General features: G+C 41.0%; 26 protein-coding genes. 6 read left to right on the forward strand and 20 right to left on the reverse strand.

Features of this window, described 5'->3' with window-relative positions; genetic code table 11:
- Nucleotides 1–114: 114 nt before the first annotated feature.
- Nucleotides 115–1,386 carry a serine--tRNA ligase gene (serS, locus tag R2Q66_RS02135; RefSeq protein ID WP_316746346.1) on the reverse strand — a complete coding sequence of 424 codons (1,272 nt, stop codon included), beginning with the start codon at nucleotides 1,384–1,386 and terminating at the stop codon, nucleotides 115–117.
- Between the two features lie 120 nt (nucleotides 1,387–1,506).
- Between serS and rsmI the strand changes: the two genes are divergently transcribed.
- The 3 genes from rsmI to lnt all read left to right on the forward strand — a co-directional run bounded on the left by rsmI (nucleotide 1,507) and on the right by lnt (nucleotide 4,721).
- Nucleotides 1,507–2,226 (forward strand): 16S rRNA (cytidine(1402)-2'-O)-methyltransferase, encoded by a 720-nt coding sequence (gene rsmI / locus R2Q66_RS02140; RefSeq protein ID WP_316746347.1) that lies wholly within the window; start codon nucleotides 1,507–1,509, stop codon nucleotides 2,224–2,226.
- Nucleotides 2,227–2,306: 80 nt separating this feature from the next.
- Entirely contained in the window at nucleotides 2,307–2,975 is a 669-nt protein-coding gene (locus tag R2Q66_RS02145) for a PH domain-containing protein (protein ID WP_316746348.1), read from the forward strand.
- Nucleotides 2,976–3,047: 72 nt separating this feature from the next.
- Nucleotides 3,048–4,721 (forward strand): apolipoprotein N-acyltransferase, encoded by a 1,674-nt coding sequence (gene lnt / locus R2Q66_RS02150; RefSeq protein WP_316746349.1) that lies wholly within the window; start codon nucleotides 3,048–3,050, stop codon nucleotides 4,719–4,721.
- 144 nt (nucleotides 4,722–4,865) lie between these two features.
- Here lnt and R2Q66_RS02155 read toward each other — a convergent pair whose 3' ends face one another.
- A complete protein-coding gene (locus R2Q66_RS02155; RefSeq protein ID WP_316746350.1) occupies nucleotides 4,866–6,506 on the reverse strand; it encodes an NAD+ synthase in 1,641 nt (546 codons plus the stop codon).
- Nucleotides 6,507–6,539: 33 nt separating this feature from the next.
- Nucleotides 6,540–7,211 (reverse strand): porin family protein, encoded by a 672-nt coding sequence (locus R2Q66_RS02160; RefSeq protein WP_316746351.1) that lies wholly within the window; start codon nucleotides 7,209–7,211, stop codon nucleotides 6,540–6,542.
- Between the two features lie 104 nt (nucleotides 7,212–7,315).
- On the opposite strand from R2Q66_RS02160, the gene gldB reads away from it, so the two are divergent.
- Both gldB and R2Q66_RS02170 read left to right on the forward strand, forming a co-directional pair.
- The gene (gene gldB, locus R2Q66_RS02165; protein WP_316746352.1) at nucleotides 7,316–8,296 is read left to right on the forward strand and encodes a gliding motility lipoprotein GldB; all 981 of its coding nucleotides are present in this window, start codon (nucleotides 7,316–7,318) and stop codon (nucleotides 8,294–8,296) included.
- Between the two features lie 28 nt (nucleotides 8,297–8,324).
- Nucleotides 8,325–9,128, forward strand: coding sequence for a patatin-like phospholipase family protein (locus R2Q66_RS02170; protein ID WP_316746353.1), 804 nt, complete (start codon nucleotides 8,325–8,327; stop codon nucleotides 9,126–9,128).
- Between the two features lie 30 nt (nucleotides 9,129–9,158).
- Here the strand turns inward: R2Q66_RS02170 and R2Q66_RS02175 are convergent, their stop codons facing one another.
- From R2Q66_RS02175 to R2Q66_RS02205, 7 genes are all read right to left on the reverse strand, one after another.
- Entirely contained in the window at nucleotides 9,159–9,875 is a 717-nt protein-coding gene (locus tag R2Q66_RS02175; RefSeq protein ID WP_316746354.1) for a 2-phosphosulfolactate phosphatase, read from the reverse strand.
- Between the two features lie 51 nt (nucleotides 9,876–9,926).
- Complete coding sequence (gene gcvT / locus R2Q66_RS02180; protein WP_316746355.1) at nucleotides 9,927–11,006, reverse strand: glycine cleavage system aminomethyltransferase GcvT; 1,080 nt, start codon at nucleotides 11,004–11,006, stop codon at nucleotides 9,927–9,929.
- A gap of 208 nt (nucleotides 11,007–11,214) precedes the next feature.
- Nucleotides 11,215–12,417 carry a glycosyltransferase gene (locus R2Q66_RS02185; protein WP_316746356.1) on the reverse strand — a complete coding sequence of 401 codons (1,203 nt, stop codon included), beginning with the start codon at nucleotides 12,415–12,417 and terminating at the stop codon, nucleotides 11,215–11,217.
- Between the two features lie 18 nt (nucleotides 12,418–12,435).
- Nucleotides 12,436–13,047 (reverse strand): ribonuclease HII, encoded by a 612-nt coding sequence (locus R2Q66_RS02190; protein WP_316746357.1) that lies wholly within the window; start codon nucleotides 13,045–13,047, stop codon nucleotides 12,436–12,438.
- A gap of 74 nt (nucleotides 13,048–13,121) precedes the next feature.
- Complete coding sequence (locus R2Q66_RS02195; RefSeq protein WP_316746358.1) at nucleotides 13,122–14,213, reverse strand: ABC transporter permease; 1,092 nt, start codon at nucleotides 14,211–14,213, stop codon at nucleotides 13,122–13,124.
- Nucleotides 14,213–15,349 carry a glycosyltransferase family 2 protein gene (locus R2Q66_RS02200; RefSeq protein WP_316746359.1) on the reverse strand — a complete coding sequence of 379 codons (1,137 nt, stop codon included), beginning with the start codon at nucleotides 15,347–15,349 and terminating at the stop codon, nucleotides 14,213–14,215. The genes R2Q66_RS02195 and R2Q66_RS02200 overlap by 1 nt, the downstream gene beginning before the upstream one ends.
- Nucleotides 15,327–16,304 carry a lysylphosphatidylglycerol synthase domain-containing protein gene (locus tag R2Q66_RS02205; RefSeq protein WP_316746360.1) on the reverse strand — a complete coding sequence of 326 codons (978 nt, stop codon included), beginning with the start codon at nucleotides 16,302–16,304 and terminating at the stop codon, nucleotides 15,327–15,329. The genes R2Q66_RS02200 and R2Q66_RS02205 overlap by 23 nt, the downstream gene beginning before the upstream one ends.
- A 43-nt stretch (nucleotides 16,305–16,347) precedes the next feature.
- On the opposite strand from R2Q66_RS02205, the gene ruvC reads away from it, so the two are divergent.
- Entirely contained in the window at nucleotides 16,348–16,911 is a 564-nt protein-coding gene (gene ruvC, locus R2Q66_RS02210; RefSeq protein WP_316746361.1) for a crossover junction endodeoxyribonuclease RuvC, read from the forward strand.
- Here ruvC and R2Q66_RS02215 read toward each other — a convergent pair.
- The 10 genes from R2Q66_RS02215 to R2Q66_RS02260 form a co-directional block, all read right to left on the reverse strand.
- Nucleotides 16,904–17,755, reverse strand: coding sequence for a DUF4349 domain-containing protein (locus tag R2Q66_RS02215; protein WP_316746362.1), 852 nt, complete (start codon nucleotides 17,753–17,755; stop codon nucleotides 16,904–16,906). The two genes, ruvC and R2Q66_RS02215, sit on opposite strands and share 8 nt — an antisense overlap.
- 144 nt (nucleotides 17,756–17,899) lie before the next feature.
- Nucleotides 17,900–18,115, reverse strand: coding sequence for a hypothetical protein (locus R2Q66_RS02220; protein ID WP_316746363.1), 216 nt, complete (start codon nucleotides 18,113–18,115; stop codon nucleotides 17,900–17,902).
- A gap of 155 nt (nucleotides 18,116–18,270) precedes the next feature.
- Nucleotides 18,271–19,155, reverse strand: a complete 885-nt coding sequence (gene atpG, locus R2Q66_RS02225; protein ID WP_316746364.1) for an ATP synthase F1 subunit gamma — start codon at nucleotides 19,153–19,155, stop codon at nucleotides 18,271–18,273.
- Nucleotides 19,156–19,183: 28 nt separating this feature from the next.
- Nucleotides 19,184–20,758 carry a F0F1 ATP synthase subunit alpha gene (gene atpA, locus R2Q66_RS02230; protein ID WP_265840549.1) on the reverse strand — a complete coding sequence of 525 codons (1,575 nt, stop codon included), beginning with the start codon at nucleotides 20,756–20,758 and terminating at the stop codon, nucleotides 19,184–19,186.
- A 52-nt stretch (nucleotides 20,759–20,810) separates the two neighbouring features.
- Nucleotides 20,811–21,359 carry an ATP synthase F1 subunit delta gene (gene atpH / locus R2Q66_RS02235; RefSeq protein ID WP_316746365.1) on the reverse strand — a complete coding sequence of 183 codons (549 nt, stop codon included), beginning with the start codon at nucleotides 21,357–21,359 and terminating at the stop codon, nucleotides 20,811–20,813.
- Nucleotides 21,360–21,390: 31 nt separating this feature from the next.
- Nucleotides 21,391–21,885, reverse strand: coding sequence for a F0F1 ATP synthase subunit B (atpF, locus tag R2Q66_RS02240; RefSeq protein ID WP_316746366.1), 495 nt, complete (start codon nucleotides 21,883–21,885; stop codon nucleotides 21,391–21,393).
- Nucleotides 21,886–21,962: 77 nt separating this feature from the next.
- Nucleotides 21,963–22,172, reverse strand: coding sequence for an ATP synthase F0 subunit C (atpE, locus tag R2Q66_RS02245; protein ID WP_062551197.1), 210 nt, complete (start codon nucleotides 22,170–22,172; stop codon nucleotides 21,963–21,965).
- Between the two features lie 40 nt (nucleotides 22,173–22,212).
- Entirely contained in the window at nucleotides 22,213–23,367 is a 1,155-nt protein-coding gene (gene atpB, locus R2Q66_RS02250; RefSeq protein ID WP_265840546.1) for a F0F1 ATP synthase subunit A, read from the reverse strand.
- Between the two features lie 14 nt (nucleotides 23,368–23,381).
- Nucleotides 23,382–23,771, reverse strand: a complete 390-nt coding sequence (locus R2Q66_RS02255) for a hypothetical protein (RefSeq protein WP_316746367.1) — start codon at nucleotides 23,769–23,771, stop codon at nucleotides 23,382–23,384.
- 51 nt (nucleotides 23,772–23,822) lie between these two features.
- Entirely contained in the window at nucleotides 23,823–24,044 is a 222-nt protein-coding gene (locus tag R2Q66_RS02260; protein WP_316746368.1) for an AtpZ/AtpI family protein, read from the reverse strand.
- Nucleotides 24,045–24,112 lie beyond the last annotated feature (68 nt).

Genomic DNA, 24,112 nt, shown 5'->3' on the forward strand with positions numbered 1-24,112 from the left:
AAAAACCTTCCCCGTCATGGAGAAGGTTTTTTTGTTTTTCAGAATGTTTTCAAAAGAGAAGGCCATGATATAATCATGGCCTTCTCTTTTATTTCAGGTATTCCTTATCCGGAATTAGTCGATATATTCGAATCCTGTATATTTTACCAATACTTCAGGAATCTTAATTCCTTTATCGGTTTGGTTGTTTTCCAGAATACAAGCTACAATACGTGGTAATGCCAATGCACTTCCATTTAAGGTATGTGCCAGTTGCGCTTTACCTGCAGCACCTTTAAACCTTAATTTTAAGCGGTTACTCTGGTAAGTTTCAAAGTTAGAAACAGAAGAAACTTCTAACCAGCGTTGTTGTGCTGCACTCCATACTTCCATATCGTAAGTCATGGCGGCAGTAAAGCCCATATCGCCACCACATAAACGTAAAACGCGGAAGTGTAAGCCAAGGTCCTTTAATAAGTCCTGTACATAAGCACTCATCTGCTCTAAGGTTTCATAAGACTTTTCCGGGTGTACTACTTGCACCAATTCTACTTTATCAAACTGGTGTAAGCGGTTTAAACCTCTTACGTGTGCCCCATAAGATCCAGCCTCGCGACGGAAACATGGCGTATATGCCGTATTTTTAACCGGAAGTTCTTCTTCTTTCAAAATCACATCACGGTATAAATTCGTTACCGGTACTTCTGCGGTAGGAATCAGGTAAAGGTTGTCTACACCTGAATGGTACATTTGTCCTTCTTTATCTGGCAATTGTCCGGTTCCAAAGCCTGAAGCTTCATTTACCAAATGTGGCACCTGCATTTCCCTGTAACCCGCATCAACTGCTTTGTCCAGGAAATAGTTGATCAGGGCTCTTTGTAAACGCGCACCTTTTCCTTTATATACCGGAAATCCTGCACCAGCAATTTTTACACCCAGTTCGAAATCGATGATGTCGTATTTGGTAGTCAGTTCCCAGTGTGGTACTGCGTTTTCGCCCAATACGACTGGTTCACCGTGGATAAATATTTCTTCATTTTCTTCGGCAGTATTTCCTGTAGCTACAGATTCATGGGGTAAGTTTGGCAATTGAACGATCAATTGAAACAATTTCTCTTCTGCAGCAGTGAGTACTTCTGAAAGATTTTTGATCTGCTCTTTATTCGCTGTAGTCTCCGACTTTAATACTTCCGCTTCCTCTTTTTTCCCTGTACGCATCAGCTCGCCAATTTGTTTAGCACTGGCATTTGCAATCGCAGAAAGTGAATCTAAGGAGGTTTGAGCTTGTCTACGCTCTTCATCAATTTTAATAATTTCATCAACCAATTCTGGTTGTTTGAATTTACGTACACTCAGTCGTTCTAAAACTTTGTCTCTATTTTCGCGGATATAGTTAACTTGCAGCATTATTTTATATTTTAAACAAAGATAATAACTTAAACGTCATTGCGAACCCCCATCAGGCATCTGTAGGATAATATCCTTCCACAGCTGCTCGATTTTGGCGGAGCTGACGACAAAAATACTATGGAAGGCAAATTATTTCTTGTTCCCACGCCGATTGGCAACCTTGAGGATATGACCTTCAGGGCGATAAGGATTTTAAAAGAGGCAGATGTAATTCTGGCCGAAGATACGCGTACCAGTGCGCCGATGCTCAAACATTTTGGGATCGATAAAAAAGCATATTCTCACCACCAGCATAATGAACATCAGGCAACTTCTGAGATCATCAAATTTCTGAAAGAAGGAAAAAATGTGGCGCTGATCTCTGATGCAGGGACTCCGGCGATTTCTGACCCCGGGTTTTTCCTGGTAAGAGAGGCCATAAAAAATGACCTTGCCGTAGAATGTTTACCTGGTGCAACGGCTTTCGTACCCGCTTTGGTGAACTCTGGTCTCCCTGCCGATACCTTTATTTTTGAAGGCTTTTTGCCGGTAAAAAAAGGCAGACAAACTCGTTTTAAGAAGTTAGCAGAAGAAGATCGTACGATTATTCTATATGAAAGTCCGCATAGATTATTGAAAACCCTGGAAGAATTTGCAGAATACTGTGGCGAAGACCGTCAGGCTTCCGTGAGCAGAGAGCTGACAAAAATGTACGAAGAGACGGTAAGGGGTACTTTGCTGGAAATCAAAGAACATTTTGAGAACAATATTCTGAAAGGTGAATTCGTAATTTGTATCGCCGGAAAAGAACCGGTGAAGAAGTCGAAATATAATAAGGAGGAGTCAGAAGAAGATTAATCCTCAGACATTGACGCGTTCCCGGTTAAAAGAGGCACATTTCAGGTTCAATTTTTGATAGTATTCTAAAAAGCATTTATATGATATTAATTGATAGATTTTTAAGTGACGAACAAGATCCGAAAGCCGTTGAAAAGGTTTTAGGAAAACTAAATGATATGCTCAGTGCAAATGAGGAGCTGATTTATATGGCGGTTCAAAAAAGACCTGCCGTAAATCTACTGCCTACCTGCATTGTGGTAAGTAATAAACGTATTTTCTATTGCGAGCCGGGAAATTTCGGGATCACCATGAACTTCAAAGATATCTCCTGGAAAACGATCAAAGAGGTTTCTTTTAAAGAGGAAATCTTTGGCTCTAAATTTATCTGTGTCCCTACTTATGGCGAAAATATCATTACCGAATATATTCCAAAAGTACAGGCCCGTAAATTATACCAGGCTGCTCATGAGCAACTGGAAGCTTTTAAAGAACAACAAAGACAAATAGAATTAGAGGAAAGACGTTCTTCAACCTCGCCGGTAACGGTTAGCACAGCTCCAGTCCCTGTTGTAGAGGAAGAGTCAGTTGCCTTTATTGCTCCGGTAGCGCAGCCTTATGTTACCCCATATACAGCCCCTGTTCCTGTAGAAGAACCGGAAGATGAAACTACGCTGAAACTGAGAAAATTAAAAACATTGTATGATAAACAATTGATTACACTGGAAGAATATGAAGCGAAAAAAGCAGACATTCTGGACAGCTTTTAATGAGCTTTAAAAAATAAAAACTGCCGGCACCCGCTGGCAGTTTCTTTTACCCCATCCCCCATTTCAACACCAATGAATTCAAAACAAACTACGCTCCTTGCCTTATTAAGCGCATTTTTAATGTGGCTGGCCTGGCCGCCTATTCCTTTTACCACGCCTTTATTACTGGTTGGTCTGGTGCCTTTGCTAATCGCCATTTCGAAAATCCGCAATAGTAATAGCGTTACAACGGGTAATAATGCTGGCTCTATGGATGCTGCTCCTGGTAACAAAGCAAAAAAAGGAAAACAAGTATTTTTAACTGCCGGACTTACCTTCCTGATTTGGAATACGGCTTGTATTTACTGGGTTTACAATGCCGTTAGTGCATATAACAACCCTTTTGTAGCCTTCTTGATTTCACTTATTCCTTATGGTCTGGGTGCTTTACTGATGACTTTTGCTTTTTGGTTGTATTACCGTTTAGGCCAGTACACCAGTAAATGGGTCGCTTATACCGGATTAATCAGTTTCTGGATTGCGATGGAATACCTCCACCAGACCTGGGATCTTGCTTTCCCTTGGATGACCCTCGGAAACGGTTTTGCTGCGAGTCACCAATTGGTGCAGTGGTATGAATTTACCGGAGTATATGGCGGTTCTTTGTGGATTCTGCTCAGTAATATCCTTGCTTTTGAAGCTTATCAGGCCTGGAAAACTCAAACCGGCAAGCTTAAATTTAAACCGGTAATGATATTTGCAGCGGTGATTTTGATCCCTATTGCAGCATCATTAATCCGGTATACGACCTATACAGAAAAATCTGTACCGGTAAATGTGGTAACTGTTCAGCCGAACATCGATCCCTATCAAAAACTAGGTGGCATTTCTACACAAGAGCAATTGCGCGTACTTACCAAGCTTTCTGATTCTGTAGGACAGGTAAACACTGAATATTTCATCTGGCCGGAAACGGCGATTCCTAATTATAGCGACGAAGACAGAATCAGAAGCAATCCGGATTTCATCCTGCTTCAGGACTTTATTTCGAAGTATAAAAACGGCACATTGATCACCGGAATTGAAAGTATTAAGGTGTATAATGATAAACAAACGATAAGTGCTAAGCTAGACCCGAACAGTGGTTTATATATCGACAACTTCAATGCCGCAATGCAGGTAGAGAACTCTGCAAATGTGCAGTTCTACCATAAATCGAAATTAGTTCCCGGCGTAGAAAAAATGCCTTTCCCGGAAACACTGGCCTTCCTGACTCCTGTTTTTGCACAACTGGGTGGTACCGTTGGTGGCTGGGGATGGCAGGAAAACCCTGGCGTATTCTATGCACAAAGCGGTGTAGGCGTTGCTCCCGTGATTTGTTATGAATCTTTATGGGGAGACTGGGTAGGTAGATCCGTTAAGGATGGCGCTCAGTTCATCGCTATCATCACCAATGATGGCTGGTGGGGAAACACTTCCGGAAAAGATCAACACCTCTTATACGCGAAATTACGCGCGATTGAAACCAGACGCTGGGTAGTCCGCTCTGCGAACACCGGAATCTCCGCTTTTATTGATCAAAAAGGAAACATCATCAAACAAAGTAAATGGTGGACGCGTACTGCATTAAAAGCAGACATCAACCTGAATAGTGACCTGACTTTCTACGTTCAGAATGGCGACCTGATTGCGAAACTGTTTACGATGATTGCGGTGGTATTAGCTTTGATCATTCCTTATAAGAAATGGGTTAAAAAAGCAGTTTAAGAGCCCTTAATTCAGGGAAACCTATTCAAAAGAGAAACTCTTCATCAAAAGAAAAGCGCCTGAATCATAAAAATTCAGGCGCTTTTCTTTTGACAGTATTGTGGAACTACTTAGAATCATCCCATTGATTAGAATTACTAATTCCTAAGAAAGGTATTTCCCTACAATCGGCATCCTTCTGCCCATTCCAAATGCTTTTGGTGACACCCTTAAAATCGGTGGTGTCTGATAACGCTTAAATTCCGCATTATTCACCATTTTCAGAATCCTTTTCACCAAAGCTTCGTCATAGCCCTGTGCAATAATTGCGGTAGAACTTTGTTTCAATTCGATGTATTGGAAAAGTATTTTATCCAGGATATCGTAATCCGGCAGGGAGTCCGAATCTTTTTGTCCCGGTCTCAGCTCTGCCGATGGCGGTTTAACGATCGAATTCTCCGGAATCACGATTCCGTCTTTATTGATATAATTTGCTAACTGGTAAACCTGGATCTTGTACACATCGCCAATCACGCCGATTGCACCGCACATATCTCCATATAAAGTGCCATAACCTACCGCACACTCACTTTTATTCGAAGTATTCAATAAGATATAACCGAATTTATTAGACATAGCCATCAGGATAATCCCCCTGCACCTGGCCTGAATATTTTCTTCTGTCAGGTTAAAAGGCAATCCTTGAAAAGCTGGTGCCATCATTTGATCAAAAGCATCCGCTGCCGGAGCAATTGGAACAATCTCATGCTTGCAACCGATATTTTTAACCAGATCTAAAGCATCGTCAATAGAATGGTCGGAAGAATATTTAGAAGGCATGAGCACCGCCATCACATTTTCCGGCCCAAGTGCTCTGCAAGCTAAAGCGCAAACAATTGCCGAGTCTATGCCCCCTGAAAGTCCCAATACCGCTTTACTGAAGCCTGATTTATCGAAATAATCTTTGATCCCTAAGACCAAAGCCTCATAAATCTGCTCAATATCCGGTGCTGCTTCATGTACAATCGAGCTGAGACCTTTGAAATGACCACCCTCCAGTTCATAAACTTTCAGCGCTTCCCGGAAGTAAGGCATCTCATCAACCAGTTTTCCTTTCTTGTCAAATACCATCGAACCACCATCAAAAATGATCTCTGTCTGCGCCCCAACCTGGTTCACATACAACAATGGCAATTTGTATTTTTTCGCATTATCCGATAAAACCACGACCCTTTCATCATCATGACAATAAGAAAAAGGTGATGCGGCAATATTGATCATCAAGTCTGGCTTCTGACGAATCAGCTCGTCCATCGGCGAAGAAGCGTATAAAGGATTGTTATTGATGTTCCATAAATCTTCACAAATGGTCAGTGCAATCTTTTGTCCTTTGAAACGAATACATTCGAAATGAATGGCTGGCTCAAAGTAACGGTATTCATCAAACACATCGTAAGTAGGCAACAAGGCCTTCTTTACGATGTTTTTAATACGACCATCTTCGATAAAATAGGCCGCATTATAAAGATCTTTCCCCGCCAGCACATCGTTTTTTACCGGTAAGCCGATGATGCAGGCAATGCCATGACATTTGGTCGCAATTTCTGCGGCTGCCTTTTCGCACAATTCAATAAACTCATCAAACTCCAAAAAATCCCTTGCAGGGTAACCACAAACGGCAAGTTCGGCAAAGACCACCAGGTCGGCTCCTTTTGCTTTTGCCAGTTCAATATGTTCAATGATCTTTTTCGTGTTGTGTTCGAAGTTCCCAATATGGTAATTGAGTTGTGCCAGTGCAATGTTCATGTGTCTGTACTTAAAAATCTGATTCGTAATTCCTTAAAAGAAAACGCCTAAATTAAGGCCTACATAATGGTTTTTAGCCCTGCGGTCGCCATCTTTAACAATATTGGTTAAGCCATTATTGAAGGTTAAACCGATCGCTACACTGGTACGATCATCAAGATCGTATTCTCCACCTGCGGCAACCACCATCCCTGCACGGTAAAACCTGGTATAGTCAGAAATGTTTCTATCATTCTCCACTTTCTTACCTAACGTTGAGGCGTTTTGTTTAGCACCGATGTTAAAATCATTGGAAATACCAAATTGTCCGTACCATCTTAAAGGGCCGATTTTATTGGTTTTAAGCTTAATCGTTAATGGAACTTCGATGTATTGTAAACGGTATCTTAAGTCGTAGGCCGTAGTTCCACCTTCCGCAGAATTAAAATAAGGTCTGGCGTTAATCTCCGTACTTTTACCGTTAATCGTCGTGATCGTTAGTCCTGTAGCAAAGGAATAATTCTCTGCGAAATTAAAATCTCCCAGTAAACCGTAAGAGAATCCCATGGCCAGGCCTTCAGCTTTCCCCACTTCTGGCTTCACCCATCCTAAAGTAGGATGCGCGGTTAAGCCTAATCTAAACCCATAATATGGAGATCCGCCTTGCTGGGCGAAAAGTTGTCCTGTTAATACCAGTAAGAATAAAATAAGGTATGTTTTTTTCATTTTTCAGTCAATATGTGTTGTAATTTTCCTCCGGGATGTCTATATATTTGCTATTAATGATATATAACGTAAAACCCAGCCAAATCTATCTATTTTTTCTTTCTATGCTTGCTTTTTTTTCATGTAAGCAGGCCGGTAAGCCCGATGTGAGTGATATCAAGTTGGATATAAAAGTAGAACGTTTCGATCAGGACCTGTATCAGGGAAAATCGAAAGACCTGCAACAGACCGATGAAATGCTACAAAAAAAGTATGGTGCTTTTTACCAGGATTACGTACACCGTATGGTTGGCGACCCGAGTTATAGCAGTACCGAGATTTTAACTACCCTTTATAAAGATCAGGCCTATACCGACCTGAACAAAGAAGCCGACAGTGTTTTCAAAAACATGGACAACATTGAAAAAGACCTGACACAAACCTTTAAATATGTAAAACATTATTATCCGAATGCGAGGATTCCAAGAATGATTTCTTTTGTCTCCGGATTTGCAGTACAAACCCCTATTGGTGATGATTATCTCGGAATTGGATTAGACATGTTCCTTGGTAAAAAAAGCAAGTTTTATGGGGCTATCGTACAAAGCGTACCTACTTATCTCTCCCGTCGTTTTAGTCCGGAATATGTGGTGCCCAGAGTAACGGAAACTTATGCCCGTGAGGATTTATTCCCCGCCAAAGATGAAGACCGTACTTTATTGTCGAAAATGGTTCAGAATGGCAAGATCTTATATTTCATGGACCAGGTATTACCTGACAATGTACCGGATTCTGTTAAGATTGGCTATACCAAATCACAAATAGATTGGTGTAAAACCTACGAAGTTGACATCTGGGCCTATTTATTGCAGAACAATTTGTTGTTTGAAACCGATTATCAAAAGATACAAGTATTTTTAGGGGAAGGCCCTTTTACACCTGGATTAGGAGACAAACAGGAATCAGCACCAAAGTTAGGAGTCTGGATGGGTTGGCAAATGGTGCGGAAATATATGGAGGAGAATAAGGATATCACGCTTCAACAGCTAATGGCAGAAAAAGATCCTCAAAAAATATTGAACTTATCAAAATATAAACCTAAATAGCAGGAGTAATTGGGATAAAGAAAAACGTATGGTTAAAGTAGGAATAGTTTTATCAGGTGGAGGGATCAGAGGCATCGCTCATCTGGGTGTCTTAAAAGCTTTAAAAAATGCAGGAATTAAGTTTAGCCACATCAGTGGAACCAGTGCTGGTTCTATTGCAGGTGCATTTTTTGCTTCAGGAATCGATCCGGAAGCCGGCCTTGATATCTTTATTAAAGCAAAACTATTCCGGTTTATCCGACCAGCTTTAGGTTCCCTCGGCCTGATCAATATCGAGCATGTGGAGGAATTGTTGCAGGAACACCTTCCGGTAGACCGTATGGAAAACCTGAAAATTCCACTAACCATTGCTGCTACCAATTTTAGCGAAGGCAAACTGGTTTATTTTACCTCAGGGCCATTAATCAGGGCGGTGCTCGCTTCCAGTTGTATTCCGGGGATTTTCAGACCGATCATGATCGACAATCAGATGTATGTTGATGGCGGGATTTTGAACAACTTTCCGATAGAACCTCTAATGAGCGATTGCGATTATATCATCGGTTCTTCCTGTAATCATTTGACTAAAGTAGATAAGATCACCAACATCTCTACGCTCATGAAAAGAGCAGGTGTGATGTCTATAAATAAAGATACAGAGCAGAAGTCTGCATTTTGCAATGCGATTGTAGAACCTACAGGTATGGGAGATATCAGCACTTTCGATATGAAAAAAGCAGAAACCATTTACTGGCTGGCCTACGAACAGACTTTAAAGACCATTCAGACCAATGAAAGCCTGCAGGAACTAATTCTGAACTTTAAACAGGGTTCTATCGAAATAGAAGGATAAAACCTGAGTCTTTACAGAAGCCCGGGAGAACTATGCTTCCAGCGGCACCAATTTATCACCGATTAACACCGGAATAGCGGTACAGATATTCAGCTGCAAACAGAATTTCACATCTTCTTCAATGTTCAATTCGGCTAATCTATGACTGTGCGAGGATTTATGAAGGTAACTTCTCAAATCATCTTTTGCCAGATCATACAAATCTTCTGCGGCAACGCATGAATCGTCGAAATGTAAAAAGTCTTTGCGCAATTCGCGCACAACAGCACCGGCAAACAGGGTATCTTCCAGATTGAATTTATCCTTCCAGCCGGCACAAAGTAACAGCACCCCTTTATCCTGTACGCGCAGATAGTCACAAAGTGATTTCAGGTTTAAAAACGACCCGATAACCACCTGATGCGCTCTTTTTCTGGCCAGGTGTAAAGCTTTGGTACCATTGGTTGTAGTGAGTACAATTGTTTTCCCATTTACTTTCTCATGGGAATAAGAAAATGGAGAATTGCCGAAGTCATAGCCTTCAACCACTTCTCCATTTCGCTCTGCGGCCAATAGAAAACCTTCATTTGCGTAATTCAGACAATCTTCTACCTGTGCGACAGGGATGATTGCGCTGGCCCCATTGTCAATTCCATAGACCATTGAAGAGGTCGCTCTCAGCACATCAATAACCACCACTACACGGTCTTCTATCGAATAAAGATCTAATAATGCTGGCGTTAAACAAACTTCTATACTTTTCTGCATGGGTATGGGTAATGGAATGGGGTGTCGCTAAATGATGTTATTTTCTATTGCTTATTTAGTGAAAGGGAATTTTACCACTTTCGCTTTAATTTTATTGTTACGGATATTGATATAGATCTCAGTACCTTCTTTAGCCAAAGCTTTATCGATATAACCCATACCGATTGCTTTTTGTAAAGATGGAGCTTGTGTACCTGAAGTTACTCTTCCAACTACATTTCCTTCTGCATCAACAATCTCGTAATCGTGACGGGGAATACCTCTGTCGATCATTTCAAAACCAATCAATTTGCGGGCAACACCAGCTTCTTTTTGTGCTTGTAAAGCCTCAGAATTGGTGAATTTCTTGCTGAATTTAGTAATCCAACCTAATCCTGCTTCAATTGGAGAAGTCGTATCATCGATATCATTTCCGTATAAACAGAAACCCATTTCTAAACGCAAAGTATCACGGGCACCTAAACCGATTGGCTTAATACCGAAAGGAGCACCAGCTTCGAAGATGGCATCCCAGATCACATCAGCATGTGCATTGTCGAAATAAATCTCAAAACCACCAGCACCAGTATAACCGGTTGCAGAAATGATCACATTTTCAACACCTGCAAAAGTTCCTTTTACGAAGTTGTAATACTCCATAGAAGCAAGATCTACCTCTGTTAAGCTCTGTAAAGCTTCTGCTGCTTTAGGACCTTGAATTGCTAAAAGAGAAGTCTGGTCAGAGATATTGTGCATTTCTACACCTTTATCATTGAATTTCTGAATCCAGTTCCAGTCTTTTTCGATGTTGGAAGCATTCACGACTAACATATAAGTAGTTTCGTCCATTCTGTAAACCAATAAATCGTCTACAATACCACCATCTTCATTCGGCAGACAAGAATACTGTACTTTACCGTCATATAATTTTGAAGCGTCATTGCTGGTTACTCTTTGAATCAGGTCCAGTGCATTTTCACCTTTAACGATGAATTCGCCCATGTGACTTACGTCGAAAACGCCCACAGAACCTCTTACGGTTGCGTGTTCTGCGTTGATACCTTCGTATTGAACTGGCATATTGTAACCTGCGAAAGGCACCATTTTAGCCCCTAATGCAATGTGTTTTTCTGTTAATGCGGTATTTTTCATTAGAATAATTTTGTTTTTTAACGGTTATGGACCGATCGGAAACCGAGCCTGTCCATTGGAATAATTTTATGATATGGCGATGAAAATTACCTTAAAAAGGCGGCTTTCACCGGGATTATTATTTTTATAAGTTCTGCTTGTTTTCGCCTGCTTTATCCAGTTATTCACCCTTTAACAGGCCAAAAACGTGGGCAAAAGTACGTAAAAATTAAACAGTAAGTAATTTTTGGTAGATATTCAGCATTCTTTGGGCGATGATTTTGACATCATGGTCTCTTTCCACAGTTTTCCTTGCGTTTTCCCCAATTTCCTTCCATTTTTTAGGGTTGGTGATACATTGCAGGATGGCGCGATAAAACTCATCCGCGGTATCTGCGATGAGGATATCTTTTCCATGTTCGCAGCGAATGCCTTCGGCAGCCATACTGGTGGCAATGATACATTTGCTCATGGCCATCCCTTCAATAATTTTCACACGCATGCCACTTCCTGACAACAAAGGCACAATCATGATGGCTTTAGAATTGATAAATTCTACGGCATCAAAGACCTCCCCTTCTACCACGAGGTTGTCAGAATCATATTCAAAAAACTGCTGTGGCATATTTTTCCCGGCGATATAAAAGCGGAGTTCAGAATTCAGCTTCTCAATATCCGGCCAGATTTCGTCCAGAAACCATTCCAATCCTTCCCTATTGGGGCGCCAGTCCATGGCTCCCAAATGAAACAAGGTAGGGAAACTCGTTTTCGCAGGATCCGTTACATATTTTTCAAAATCGAGTGCTACCGGAAAAACTTCCAGAGCCGTTGCCGAACCGAACCTTAAAATGCTCTGCCTGTCTTGCTCAGAAATCGCGAAAACCTGATGAAAACGATTGATCTGTTCTGTTTCATAAACTTTCAAACGGCGCGCAAGAAATTGAAGGTAACTTCTTCTTGGCCTAAACTTTTCCGTCATCGCGATGCGCTCCCATACATCAAACTCAATATTATGGGCGCGATAAATCACTTTCGCCTTGCTGTTTTCTTTCACTACATCCAGGTAAGGCACCACAAAAAGCCCTTCAAACTGGATGATATCAAAATCATTTTCCTTCAAGACATCGCCTAATAAACGGGCGGCATCCTCATCATAATAACGGGAAACGTTGTAAGATTGATTGGAAAAGATATTGAGCAAAGCCCCATAAACATTAACCCCCGTATCCAGATCAACGGTGTAAAATTTGACACGCTCAAACAAAGGATCATAGATCTCTTCTACATCTACGTGATATTTCTTAGGGTTGATACTAAACAAAGTGATTTCAACCCCCAGATTCAACAATCCTTTGATGGTATTGTAAACCACAATCGGATAGCCACTATTGGGCGGAAAGGGTATTCTGTTGGTGAGGATGAGTGCTTTCAAATTATGTGAAAATACGAATTATCCTTCGCTTTCGGAAAACAGTGCCAGCTGAGGTCTCGAAATATTGAAAGTTTTTCGATGGTATGGGGATAAGCCATGTGCTAAAGCCGCATTGCGGTGCACAATAGTTGGATATCCCTTGTTTTGTTTCCATTCATAAACCGGATATTCTTCCGCAATTTTTTCCATATACTCATCACGATGTGTTTTGGCAAGGATAGACGCGGCGGCAATATTCAGGTATTTACCATCTCCTTTTACAATACAGGCATGCGGGATTTCCGGATACATTTTAAAACGGTTCCCATCAATCACCAGATATTCGGGTTGTACGGATAACTTTTCTATCGCCCTGTGCATGGCTAAAAACGACGCATTTAAGATATTGATCTTATCGATTTCCAGATGGTCAACTTCGGCTACTGCCCAGGCCAGCGCTTCTTTTTCGATGATGATCCTTAAGGCTTCCCGCTGTTTATGGTTCAGTTTTTTAGAGTCGTTCAGTTGACCGGCAGGAAAATCTTTCGGCAAAATCACGGCGGCGGCAAAAACAGGGCCTGCAAGACAACCTCTACCTGCTTCATCGCAGCCGGCTTCCACTAATTCGTTCTGGTAACAGTTTAACAGCATCCCACAAAGTTAATAAATTAAAGCCCTTCCCGCCAGGTCGAAATCACCTTCCTTTTAACCGAAAACCCTCGTTATTAAACAGAAATATGCTGAGATTTCACATCGAAAGCATCCCTGAGGCCGATGGCCAGGAGATTGAAAGCATATACGGTGATCATAATGGCCAGACCAGGCAAAATAGCGAGGTATGCGGCATCCATAATGATATAACCATAATGTTCCTTGATCATGCCACCCCAGCTGGGCATAGGCGGCTGTGCGCCAAATCCAAGAAAGCTCAATCCGGATTCCAATAGAATTGCGGCGGCAAAATTTGCGGAGGCCAGCACCAGAATAGGTCCGGCAATATTGGGCAACATGTGTTTGATGATGATGCGGGGCGTAGAATAACCGAGCGCTTTTGCGGCTTCCACAAATTCTACATGTTTCAGGGCCATCACCTGCCCTCTGACCAATCTGGACACATCTACCCAGGTAGATAAGCCAACGGCGATAAATATCTGCCAGAAGCCCTTTCCTAAGGCAAAAGAAATGGCAATCACCAATAATAAAGAAGGAAGGGACCAGATCACGTTCATGAACCAGCTGATGGAGGCATCGGTTTTTCCGCCGAAATAACCAGCTAAGGCACCTAAACTAATTCCGATCAAAAGAGAAATGAGGACAGCCATCAGGCCAACCGATAAAGAAACGCGAACACCGATCATGAGTCTACTCAGTAAATCGCGGCCATAGACATCTGTGCCAAGCCAAAAAGTCTGACTGTATCTGTTTTCACCTTTCAGCAAGGGGAAAACCGACTCTTCCGCCTGTTCATCATCCCCGATATATTCCCTGGCATAAACCTGACCACCAGATTCCCGGTAAGCCGTAATTGGAATGCTTTTATAATCAGACTCTTGTCCGAATAACATCTTTTCGAAAACACTTACCTTTTTAACATCCGGGTTTCTGCTGACGATCAGAAAATCGAAGCTCCGTCCCGGCTTTTTATTACTCAGCTGTAAGTGCATGGTATTGGCAAAAGGCGTCTGATCTGGTGTAATCAGGTAACCAAAGATCCCGATCAACATCAGGAATAAAATAAACAATAGTCCGGAGAAAGCCATTTTGTTCTGCTTAAACCGCTTCCATACTTCCTTCGACGGGCTACTGTTGTTTTCCATTATTTAACCATTCGGCCTTTCCAATTGTATTTTCCTGAATTTCCTGCTACCCCAATATACACGATATAAAGGATATGCATCAGATTAAGTATCGGTAATAACACCAATAATTCCCGCCTTTTTGCGAAGCCGGTAACCTGGTATAAAAATATAAATTCTACCAGAATCTTGATCAGCAATTGCGCCAATGCCAGTTTAAAGTAGAAGCCGATGAATAAGCCAATGGCGATATTTAACAGGATGGTCACATTGAATAACCAGATGGCTACTCCAAGCACGATAATCGCCTTGTTTTTATAGCGCGTACTTTTCGAGGCCCAGCGCTTTCTTTGCTGAATAAACTCCCCAAGTGTTTCCTTTGCATGCGTATAAACTACCGCATCCTCGTTTTTCAGGAAGCCAATATTGTTATCATAACGTGCTGCCATTTTATGTAGCAGCAACTCATCATCCCCCGAAGCCAGATCATCGATCCCTTTGAAACCGCCAACTTCATAGAAAGCTGCTTTTTCATAAGCCAGATTGGCCCCGTTACAGGTAGAAGGTTTTTTATTACCGATCGTAGAAGCACCCAAACCAATCAGGTATAGAAATTCTAAGGCCTGCGCACGTTCAAAAAAGCTCTTTTCTTCAAAGTAAGCCACGGGCGAGGAAATCATTTTATAATCTTTCTCCTCATAGAAAGCGATAATCGTTTTCAACCAGTCCTTACCCATCCGGCAATCCGCATCTGTGGTAATGATCAGGTCGCCGGTAGATTGACCAATGGCCGTCTGTATGGCTTTTTTCTTATAAGAGTTGAGTGCACGGTCTTCATTTAAGCGGATCAGTTTTACACCTTTCGCGGCGTAAGACCCGATGATTGCGGCAGTATCGTCCGTAGAATGGTCGTCTATAAAAATGATTTCTGTAAGTGCTTTGTCGTAAGACTGTGCGCAAAGATCATCCAGGGTTTTCCTGATGTTTTCCGCTTCATTACGGGCGGCCACCAAAATGGAGACCTTAGTTTTAAGCGCGGGCTTATTTGGCTGATAAAAGCTCAGTTTAGCCCATCCTCTGATGAAGCTGAACACGACAAACACATATAAGACCGTTAAAATAGCTGTGATATAACTAGCTACGCTGTGAATTTCCAAAAAAGTTAAGTTTAAATACGAAATAAGTGCCTAATATAGCAGGAATAATAATATTTATCAGCCAGATACTGGCCGTACACGCAATCACTGCGACTTCCTGATCTGTGATCGAGCTAAAGAAATAAGAAGCGGTTGCGGTCCTCACCCCAATGTCAAACAGATCCAGGGAAGGTAAAGTAGACTGTACAAAGAACAGAATGCTCACCATCATCAGGATTTCCATATAATGAAGGTTGGGGATCAGCCAGAAAAACAGGATGAAATATTGAGTACTAAAGACCAGGTATCTTAAAAAACAAAGCGAAAGAATTCTCAGCAGTTCTTTCTTTTGATACCTCGCCAGGATGCTATAAAACTTTTTATATTTTCGGGTGAACTTGAAGGAAAGTAGAAGTCCATTCAGCCATTTGATGTTAAAATAAAAGATCAGGAAGAACAAGCAAAAGATCAATGCAAAGAAGACCAGGGCATAAAACAGCAGTGGATCTATTTTAACAAAGCGGTAGACGAAGACACAGAAAGCGATAGCGCCGAAAACATTAGTGAGCACCATTTGTCCGATGTTACCAACGGCCATGGCTACCACGCCAATTATCCTTCTTTTGGGCGACAGGAAAAACACCCTTCCACCATATTCGCCGATCCTATTGGGAGTAAATACGGCCCAGGTTAAACCGCAAAACACGGATGAAACCGCCTTCCAGAGGCTAATCCGTTCCACACTGGAAATCAACCTTTGCCATTTTACGGCCTCCAGTCCCCAGTTTACCAGCATCAGAAACATCACGAATCCCATGACAGATACGATTTCCCATTGCGGAAGTTTACTGAGCAGATTTTTGAAATCCTCCAGGTTCTTGTTCTCCGTCAGTTTGCTGTACACAAACCAAAATGCGAAAAGAACAATTCCGGCTTTAAGAATATAAGAAACTATTTTTTTGTACTGTGATGTCAACTTTTTTGCTTTTACTCTGTGCAAATATGCTTAATATTGTTCTATGTTGGTGGAAAAAAAGGAAAGGGTGATTATCGGGATTGATCCGGGCACTTCGATTATGGGGTATGGGGTGATATTGGAAAAGGGAAGTAAGATCGAATTGATTAGCATGGGTATCGTCCGGATGGATCATTTGGATGACCATTTCTTAAAACTTCAACGCATATTTGAAAAGACCATAGTGCTGATTGACGAGTATAAGCCAGACGCGATGGCACTAGAGGCTCCCTTCTACGGGAAAAACATCCAGGTGATGCTTAAATTAGGTCGTGCGCAAGGTGTAGCCATGGCAGCAGCACTCTCCAGAAACATTCCGATCACAGAGTACGCACCGCGTAAAATCAAGCAATCCATTACCGGAAGCGGCAGTGCCGGAAAAGAACAGGTGGCAGCGATGCTACAAACTTTACTTAAATTTAAGGAAACCCCGCAGTTTTTAGATGCAACCGATGGTTTGGCTGTAGCCGTTTGCCATTCCTTTCAAAGGGTAAGCACTTCCGGATCCGGTAAATCTTATACCGGATGGGAAGCTTTTGCTAAAGACAACAAAAAAAGGGTTAAATAACCCTTTTTTTGCTTTTACGGTAAGCCTTAAAGGCTAGAAAACCTGCTACAGCAATCAGGATCAACATCCATAGATTCGCTAAGATCAACAGGAACTCCATAAAGATTACCCATCCATTCTGAATATTCAAGCCTAACCTTCTAAAAAACGAGGGGCGGTAATCTGATAAATTATCATTGCCAACTACCAGTTTTTTCACGGTATTGTCCTGATAAAAAGAAAGCGTGATGTCACTATATTTCACACGCTCATTGATTCTCATATTTTCGATCTTCTGATCTACATAACCATCCTTCAATTCGAGGGCAGTTTCTACATTATTACTTTTCTTATTGGCGTGTTTATTTAACTGATTCACGGCCTCTACCCTATTCTGGTTTTTCAATTGATTGGATAGGTACGCAATGCTCTGATCATCGAATTTCATCGACTGCTGGTCTACAAATACGGCCATCCCTGCTACTTTGTTGGTAAAGTCGTCTAACTTATCAGCGGGTACTTTGGCTACAATGGAGCCTTCGGTACGGTAAGAAGTCAGTTCCAATAAAGAATCGGTAGAATAACGCACTTTCTCCGATTGGTATACATCGCTGTGAATAGAGAATTCGGCCAGGGTACCACCTTCAGCTTTGATCAGTTCGCCGAGTTTAACTTTAGTCTGCTGCACATTTTTAACGCGGAAGCGCATATCGGCAGTCTTGATAATTTTATCCGCCATGGTACTGTCTGGAATTACAGCGAGGCTACTTACGGCATCCGAGGTATCCTCCCTATGGGCCTTGTTTCCCTGGTTACAGGCTACAAATAAGAGGGCAACAGAACAATAAACAAGATACTTTTTCATAAGGCTCAATAGTTAGGTTTCTTCTTAATACAGCGTAGCTGATAAGGTAACCTAAGAAAACACGCGCTTTAAAAACCGGGGGCAAAAAAAAATCCTCAGCAACCGAAGTTGAGGAGGATTTTCAGAGATGATAGTTAATTAAAACTAAGCAGCCAATATCTTGAATACGCCTTTGCAAGCGATGAAAGCACCGATAAACAAAATCGCCCATGATACTAATGACAAAGTCATTGAATCACCAGCAAAACGCAAATAAACGCCTATTACGCTAATTACAATTCCTACAGCCATTAATTTATAGATAGATGTCTCGTTAGCTCTTTTCATGCTAGGAGTATTGTGCGGTTGTATCTGTTCCATAGTGTTTTTCTATTTATGGCACAAAAATAATATTAATTAACCAAAAAGCGGTATAACAACGGGATAAATTTCAATTTCTGATTAAACGGAAATGATCTATATAAAAAAAGCCCTTATCCGTGAAGGATAAGGGCTTTTAATACGTTGATGGAAGATTACCCGTTTAGTGCAGCTGCACCACTTACAATCTCTGTAAGCTCTGTAGTAATCGCAGCCTGACGTGCCTGATTGTAAGAAAGCTTTAACGCTTTAATTAAATCACCAGCATTTTCAGTTGCTTTATCCATTGAAGTCATACGGGCACCATGCTCAGAAGCATGAGAATCCAATACGGCTTTGTATACTTGAGTTTTGATCGACTTAGGGATCAACTGCGATACGATTTCCTCCTGAGAAGGCTCCATGATATAGTCAACTGCATGAGCAGCTGCTGCACCTTCGGCGATTTCAGTTTTAGGAAGAGGCAATAACTGTTCAGTTGTTAAGATCTGAACTGCCGCATTTTTAAACCTGTTGTATACTAACTCCACTTTATCGAATTCCCCTTTTTCAAAGCCTTCCATGATGGAAGTCGTGATTTTTGTTACATTCTCAAAAGTAAGCGCAGCATATACTTCATGATTATTTCCAATAACTTTGTATCCACGTTTCTCGTAGAAATCATGTGCTTTCTTACCGATAGCGACGATACTTACGTTACCTTTTTTGTATTGTTCGCTATATTTTTCCGAGATTAAATTGTTGGTTTCTTTAATCACGTTCATGTTAAAGGCACCAGCTAAACCACGGTTAGAAGAAACCACTACAATCAATACCTTATTTGGTTCACGTTCCTGAATAAACGGAGACGATGATCCTTCTAAGCTCGCTGAAAGATTTCCTAGGATTTCTTTCAACTTTGTAGCATACGGACGTAGCTGAACAATCGCATTGGTCGCACGCTTCAACTTCGCAGCCGAAACCATTTTCATGGCCTTGGTGATCTGCTGTGTAGATTGCACCGATGTTATACGAATTCTTACTTCTTTTAAATTAGCCATTCTTTTTTATTCTTCAGTCAAGAGTAATTTAGTATTTGCTGGAAAGCTCTTTTGCTACAGTTTCCAATACTCCGGTAATTGCATCATCAAATTTACCAGCTTTTAAAGCTTTTAAAGTCTCTGGGTGACGTAACTCCAATTGTTGTAAGTACTCAGCTTCAAATTCCTTTACTTTATTGATAGGAACTGAACGCATTAAGTTTTTAGTACCAATATAGATGATTGCTACTTGTTTCTCCACAGTAACTGGTGAGAACTGACCTTGTTTAAGGATTTCCACGTTACGTGAACCTTTATCAAGTACAGATTTAGTAGCTGCATCAAGGTCAGAACCGAATTTAGAGAATGCCTCTAACTCGCGGTATTGAGCCTGGTCTAATTTCAAAGTACCAGCAACTTTTTTCATTGATTTGATCTGCGCATTACCACCTACACGAGATACCGAGATACCAACGTTAATAGCTGGACGAATACCTGCGTTGAACAAGTTAGTTTCTAAGAAGATCTGACCGTCAGTAATTGAAATTACGTTCGTTGGGATATAAGCAGAAACGTCACCAGCCTGAGTTTCGATAATAGGAAGCGCAGTTAATGAACCACCACCTTTAACGATACCTTTCAGAGATTCCGGAAGATCATTCATTGCTTGCGCGATGTCATCGTTAGAGTTGATTTTTGCAGCACGCTCTAATAAACGACTGTGAAGGTAGAACACGTCACCAGGATAAGCCTCACGGCCCGGTGGACGACGAAGTAATAACGACACCTCACGGTAAGCAACAGCTTGTTTAGACAAATCATCATAAACAATTAAAGCTGGTCTACCTGTATCACGGAAAAATTCACCGATCGCAGCACCTGAGAAAGGAGCGTAGAACTGCAATGGAGCAGGTTCAGCAGCAGAAGCAGCAACAACAACCGTGTAAGGCATTGCACCATTTTCTTCTAATGTACGTACTACGTTTGCAACAGTACTTGCTTTTTGACCACAAGCTACATATATACAGTAAACAGGGTTACCTGCTTCATAAAATTCTTTTTGGTTGATGATAGTATCGATACAAACCGCAGTTTTACCAATCTGACGGTCACCAATAACCAACTCACGTTGACCACGACCGATTGGAATCATACCATCAATCGCTTTGATACCTGTTTGTAAAGGTTCAGTAACTGGCTGACGGTAGATTACACCCGGAGCTTTACGCTCGATAGGCATTTCATACGTCTGTCCAATGATTGGTCCTTTACCATCGATTGGCTCACCCATCGTGTTAACTACACGACCTAACATACCTTCACCAACTTTAATAGAGGCAATTTTCTTAGTACGTTTAATCGTATCACCTTCTTTGATCGTGTCAGATGGGCCTAATAAAACCACACCAACATTATCTTCTTCAAGGTTCAAAACAATACCTTGTAAGCCGTTTTCAAATTCAACTAACTCACCGGATTGAACTTTAGTTAAACCATAAACACGGGCAATACCATCACCCACCTGCAATACGGTACCAACTTCTTCAAGTTCTGCTTCTGATTTAAAGCCCGCCAATTGTTGCCTGATAATTGCCGATACTTCGTCTGGTCTTACCTCTACCATAATTTTATATTATTTCTTAGTATATGTTATCTTCTATTTTTAAATACTCAGGTTAAACAATGCCCTGAGCAAATTCTTTTTTAAGTTTATTCAAACCGCTGGCGATACTCGCATCAAATTGCTTATCTCCAACTTTTAAAATAAATCCACCAATCAGTTTCTCATTAACTTTTTCGTTAATCACAACTTCATTAGCGCCTACTTCTTTTTTCACCAAAGCTACGATCTCTGTTCTGTTTGCATCAGTCAGCTCGATTGCCGAAGTAACTTCTGCAGTAACAATCCCTTTGATGGCATTATATTGCTGAATAAAGGATTTTGCCATTCCAAATAAGATCGCTGAACGTCCTTTGCTAACTACCAGTTTAAAGAAGGCTTTGGTTACCACATTTACTTTGTCACCAAATACATCCTCTAAAATTCCGGCTTTTTTATTCAAGGGAACGATAGGGTTATTAAGGATAGCTTCCAATTCTGGATTCTGATCGATCACCTGATCTAAAAGCACCATATCATTTTTGATTTCTTCCAGAGAGTTTTGCTCTTTAGCAAGGTCAATCATTGATTTGGCGTATCTCGATGCTGCTTTATTTTCTAACATTTTTATCTAATTTGGCTAAATAAACTACAGACTAGTTTAATTCAACGTCTTTTAAAAGATTAGCAACTAAATCCTGCTGAGTAGCTTTGTCTTGCAATTGATTACGCAATACACGTTCTGCGATATCTAATGATAAAGAAGAAACCTGGTGCTTCAATTCAGCTAATGCAGCTTTCTTTGAATTCTCAATTTCGATTTTCGCTTTCTCAATTAATTTAGCACCTTCAGTCTGAGCAGAAGTTTTTGCTTCATTAATGATATTGTCTTTCAGCATTTTCGCTTCTTTCAAGATCAGGTCACGTTCTGCACGGGCAGCTTTCATTAACTCTTCGTTTTGAGAAGTTAAACGAGCCATTTCTTGTTTTGCTAATTCAGCTTTGCTTAAAGCTTCATCAATCGATTTTTCGCGTTCTTTAATTGCTGCTAGAATAGGTTTCCAGGCAAATTTTGCCAATAGGAACATTAGCAATAAGAAAGCAATGGATTGAAAGATAACTAGGCCGAATTCAGGTAATAATAATTCCATCTGTATATGTATAAAATATTTTGTTCTTTTTTAACAATAAATGGCACCAGATATTGCTATCTGGCGCCGTTTAATTTCTAGCCATTACCCATTAGGGCAACTACTACTGCGAAAAGCGCAACAGCTTCAACGAAGGCAGCAGCGATTAACATTGCAGTTTGAATTTTAGAGGCAGCTTCTGGTTGACGAGCAATACCGTCCATAGCTGAACCACCAATACGTCCGATACCTAGACCAGCGCCAATCGCAGCTAATCCTGCACCAATTGCAGCAATACTTCCTGTAATCATGATTTTATATATTAATTGTTGTTAAAAATTATTCTAATTAATGGTGATCTTCAATTGCCATACCGATAAACAGGGCAGACAGGATCGTAAAAATAAAGGCCTGGATGAATGCTACCAGCAATTCGATTCCACCGATAAATACAGCGAAGGCGATAGAGATTGGCGCAATGTATAAGCTGTTAAATACAAACACAAGGCAGATTAATGACAACACCAAAATGTGTCCTGCAGTGATGTTAGCAAACAAACGAATCATCAGGGCGATAGGCTTGGTAAAGATACCGAACAATTCTACCGGAACCATAACGATATACATCCACCATGGTACATCAGGCATGAAGATGTGTTTCCAGTAATATTTATTACCGTTAAACACCGTCAGGCAGAACGTAGCCAATGCAAGGATCATCGTTACTGCGATGTTACCAGTTAAATTGGCACCACCAGGTAAGAATGGAACTAAGCCCAACATGTTATTAAACCAGATAAAGAAAAACACGGTTAATAAGTACGGCATAAAGCGCTCGTATTTATGACCTAAGTTAGGGATAGCGATATCATCACGTACAAACAAGATGATAGGCTCCATCCATGACTGGATTCCTTTTGGTGACTTTCCTTTGTTAGTTCTATACCCTTTAGCTACGTTTAAGAACACAACTAATAGAATGATAATAGAAATAAACAAGGTCACGACATTCTTTGTAATCGACAAGTCCAGCGGGCGTGCATTTGTGGCATGATGCTTCTCATCTAAATTTACAAACTGACCGTGCTCATTGGCAACGTCAGATGCATAATAGATTTTCTCGTGCATCTTCACAAAGCGTTGTCCTTTCCGCTCTACTACTACTTTAGCTTCATCATCGCGAACAACTTTTCCGTCCTCCAGCGTGGTGAAATCAGCAGAACTGAAGTTTACAACACCAGCTTTGGTGTACAAAATTACCGGAAGGTCGATATAGGTATGTCCGATTACGTGCCAACTATGCGAATCCGCAATGTGGTGAAGCGCAAACTTACCAATGTCAAACTTTTTCTCAGCTGCCGGCTGGGCATGAGAACCTTCTGTTACTTGTGCTGTGTCAACCTGTGCGAAAGCAGCAGGTGTAACAGAAAAAAACGCTAGAAAGAGCGTAAAAACAACAATTAACCTCTTCACTTTAAACTCAAAAACGTGGCTACAATCCATTTACTCGCAGATTTTTACTTTTTATTTTGGTGGCGCAAGTTACGTAACAAACAGTATATTTCAAAGAAGCTGAACAATAAATATAAAGAAAAAAAGTTCAGCACGAAAACAAAGCCGTTTTCCTTGCTCTTAAGGCTGTAAATCAGTACAAAAGCCATGGCGAAAATCATCTTCAAGGCAATCGAGCCCATTATGGCCATTACGCCAACATCGGGATCTCGTTTTAAGCCCAAATCTGCCACGCCGTAAGCGATATAGGTGATCCCGGCAATGAAGCCAAACACCAGCCAGAATTTAGGTACTATGATCAACTGATCGGGAAATAAAGAAGGAAGGGCATAAGCGATGCCACCTAAAAAGGCGCAAAACGCTAAATAATAAAGGGTAAACCGTGTTAAACTCAAATCAGTATCTATTTTTTTACAAAAGTAAGGATTTACAACGGCTTTAAATAATCAGTTTGAGTTTTTATTTAGTTGTTTTACAACCTGATACAGAGACACTACTACTCCTAAAAGTCCTAGAATAGCCGTGTAGATCGGCTGCTTACTCTGCTGATATTCATCAATTTTATAGCCTGCAAACGCAAAAAGGCCAATTGTAGCCAGCATTTGAAAACTGATCGAAGAATACTTCGCGAAATTATTAACGTTCTTTTTCTCTTCGTTTGGGTCCATAAGAATAAAAATCTAATACAAATAAAACCTAAATTGTTAAGAACTTCGTCCTGAATAAAATACTTTTG

Origin of the sequence: Pedobacter gandavensis (assembly GCF_032677645.1) — a bacterium.
Classification (GTDB): Bacteria; Bacteroidota; Bacteroidia; order Sphingobacteriales; family Sphingobacteriaceae; genus Pedobacter; species Pedobacter gandavensis_A.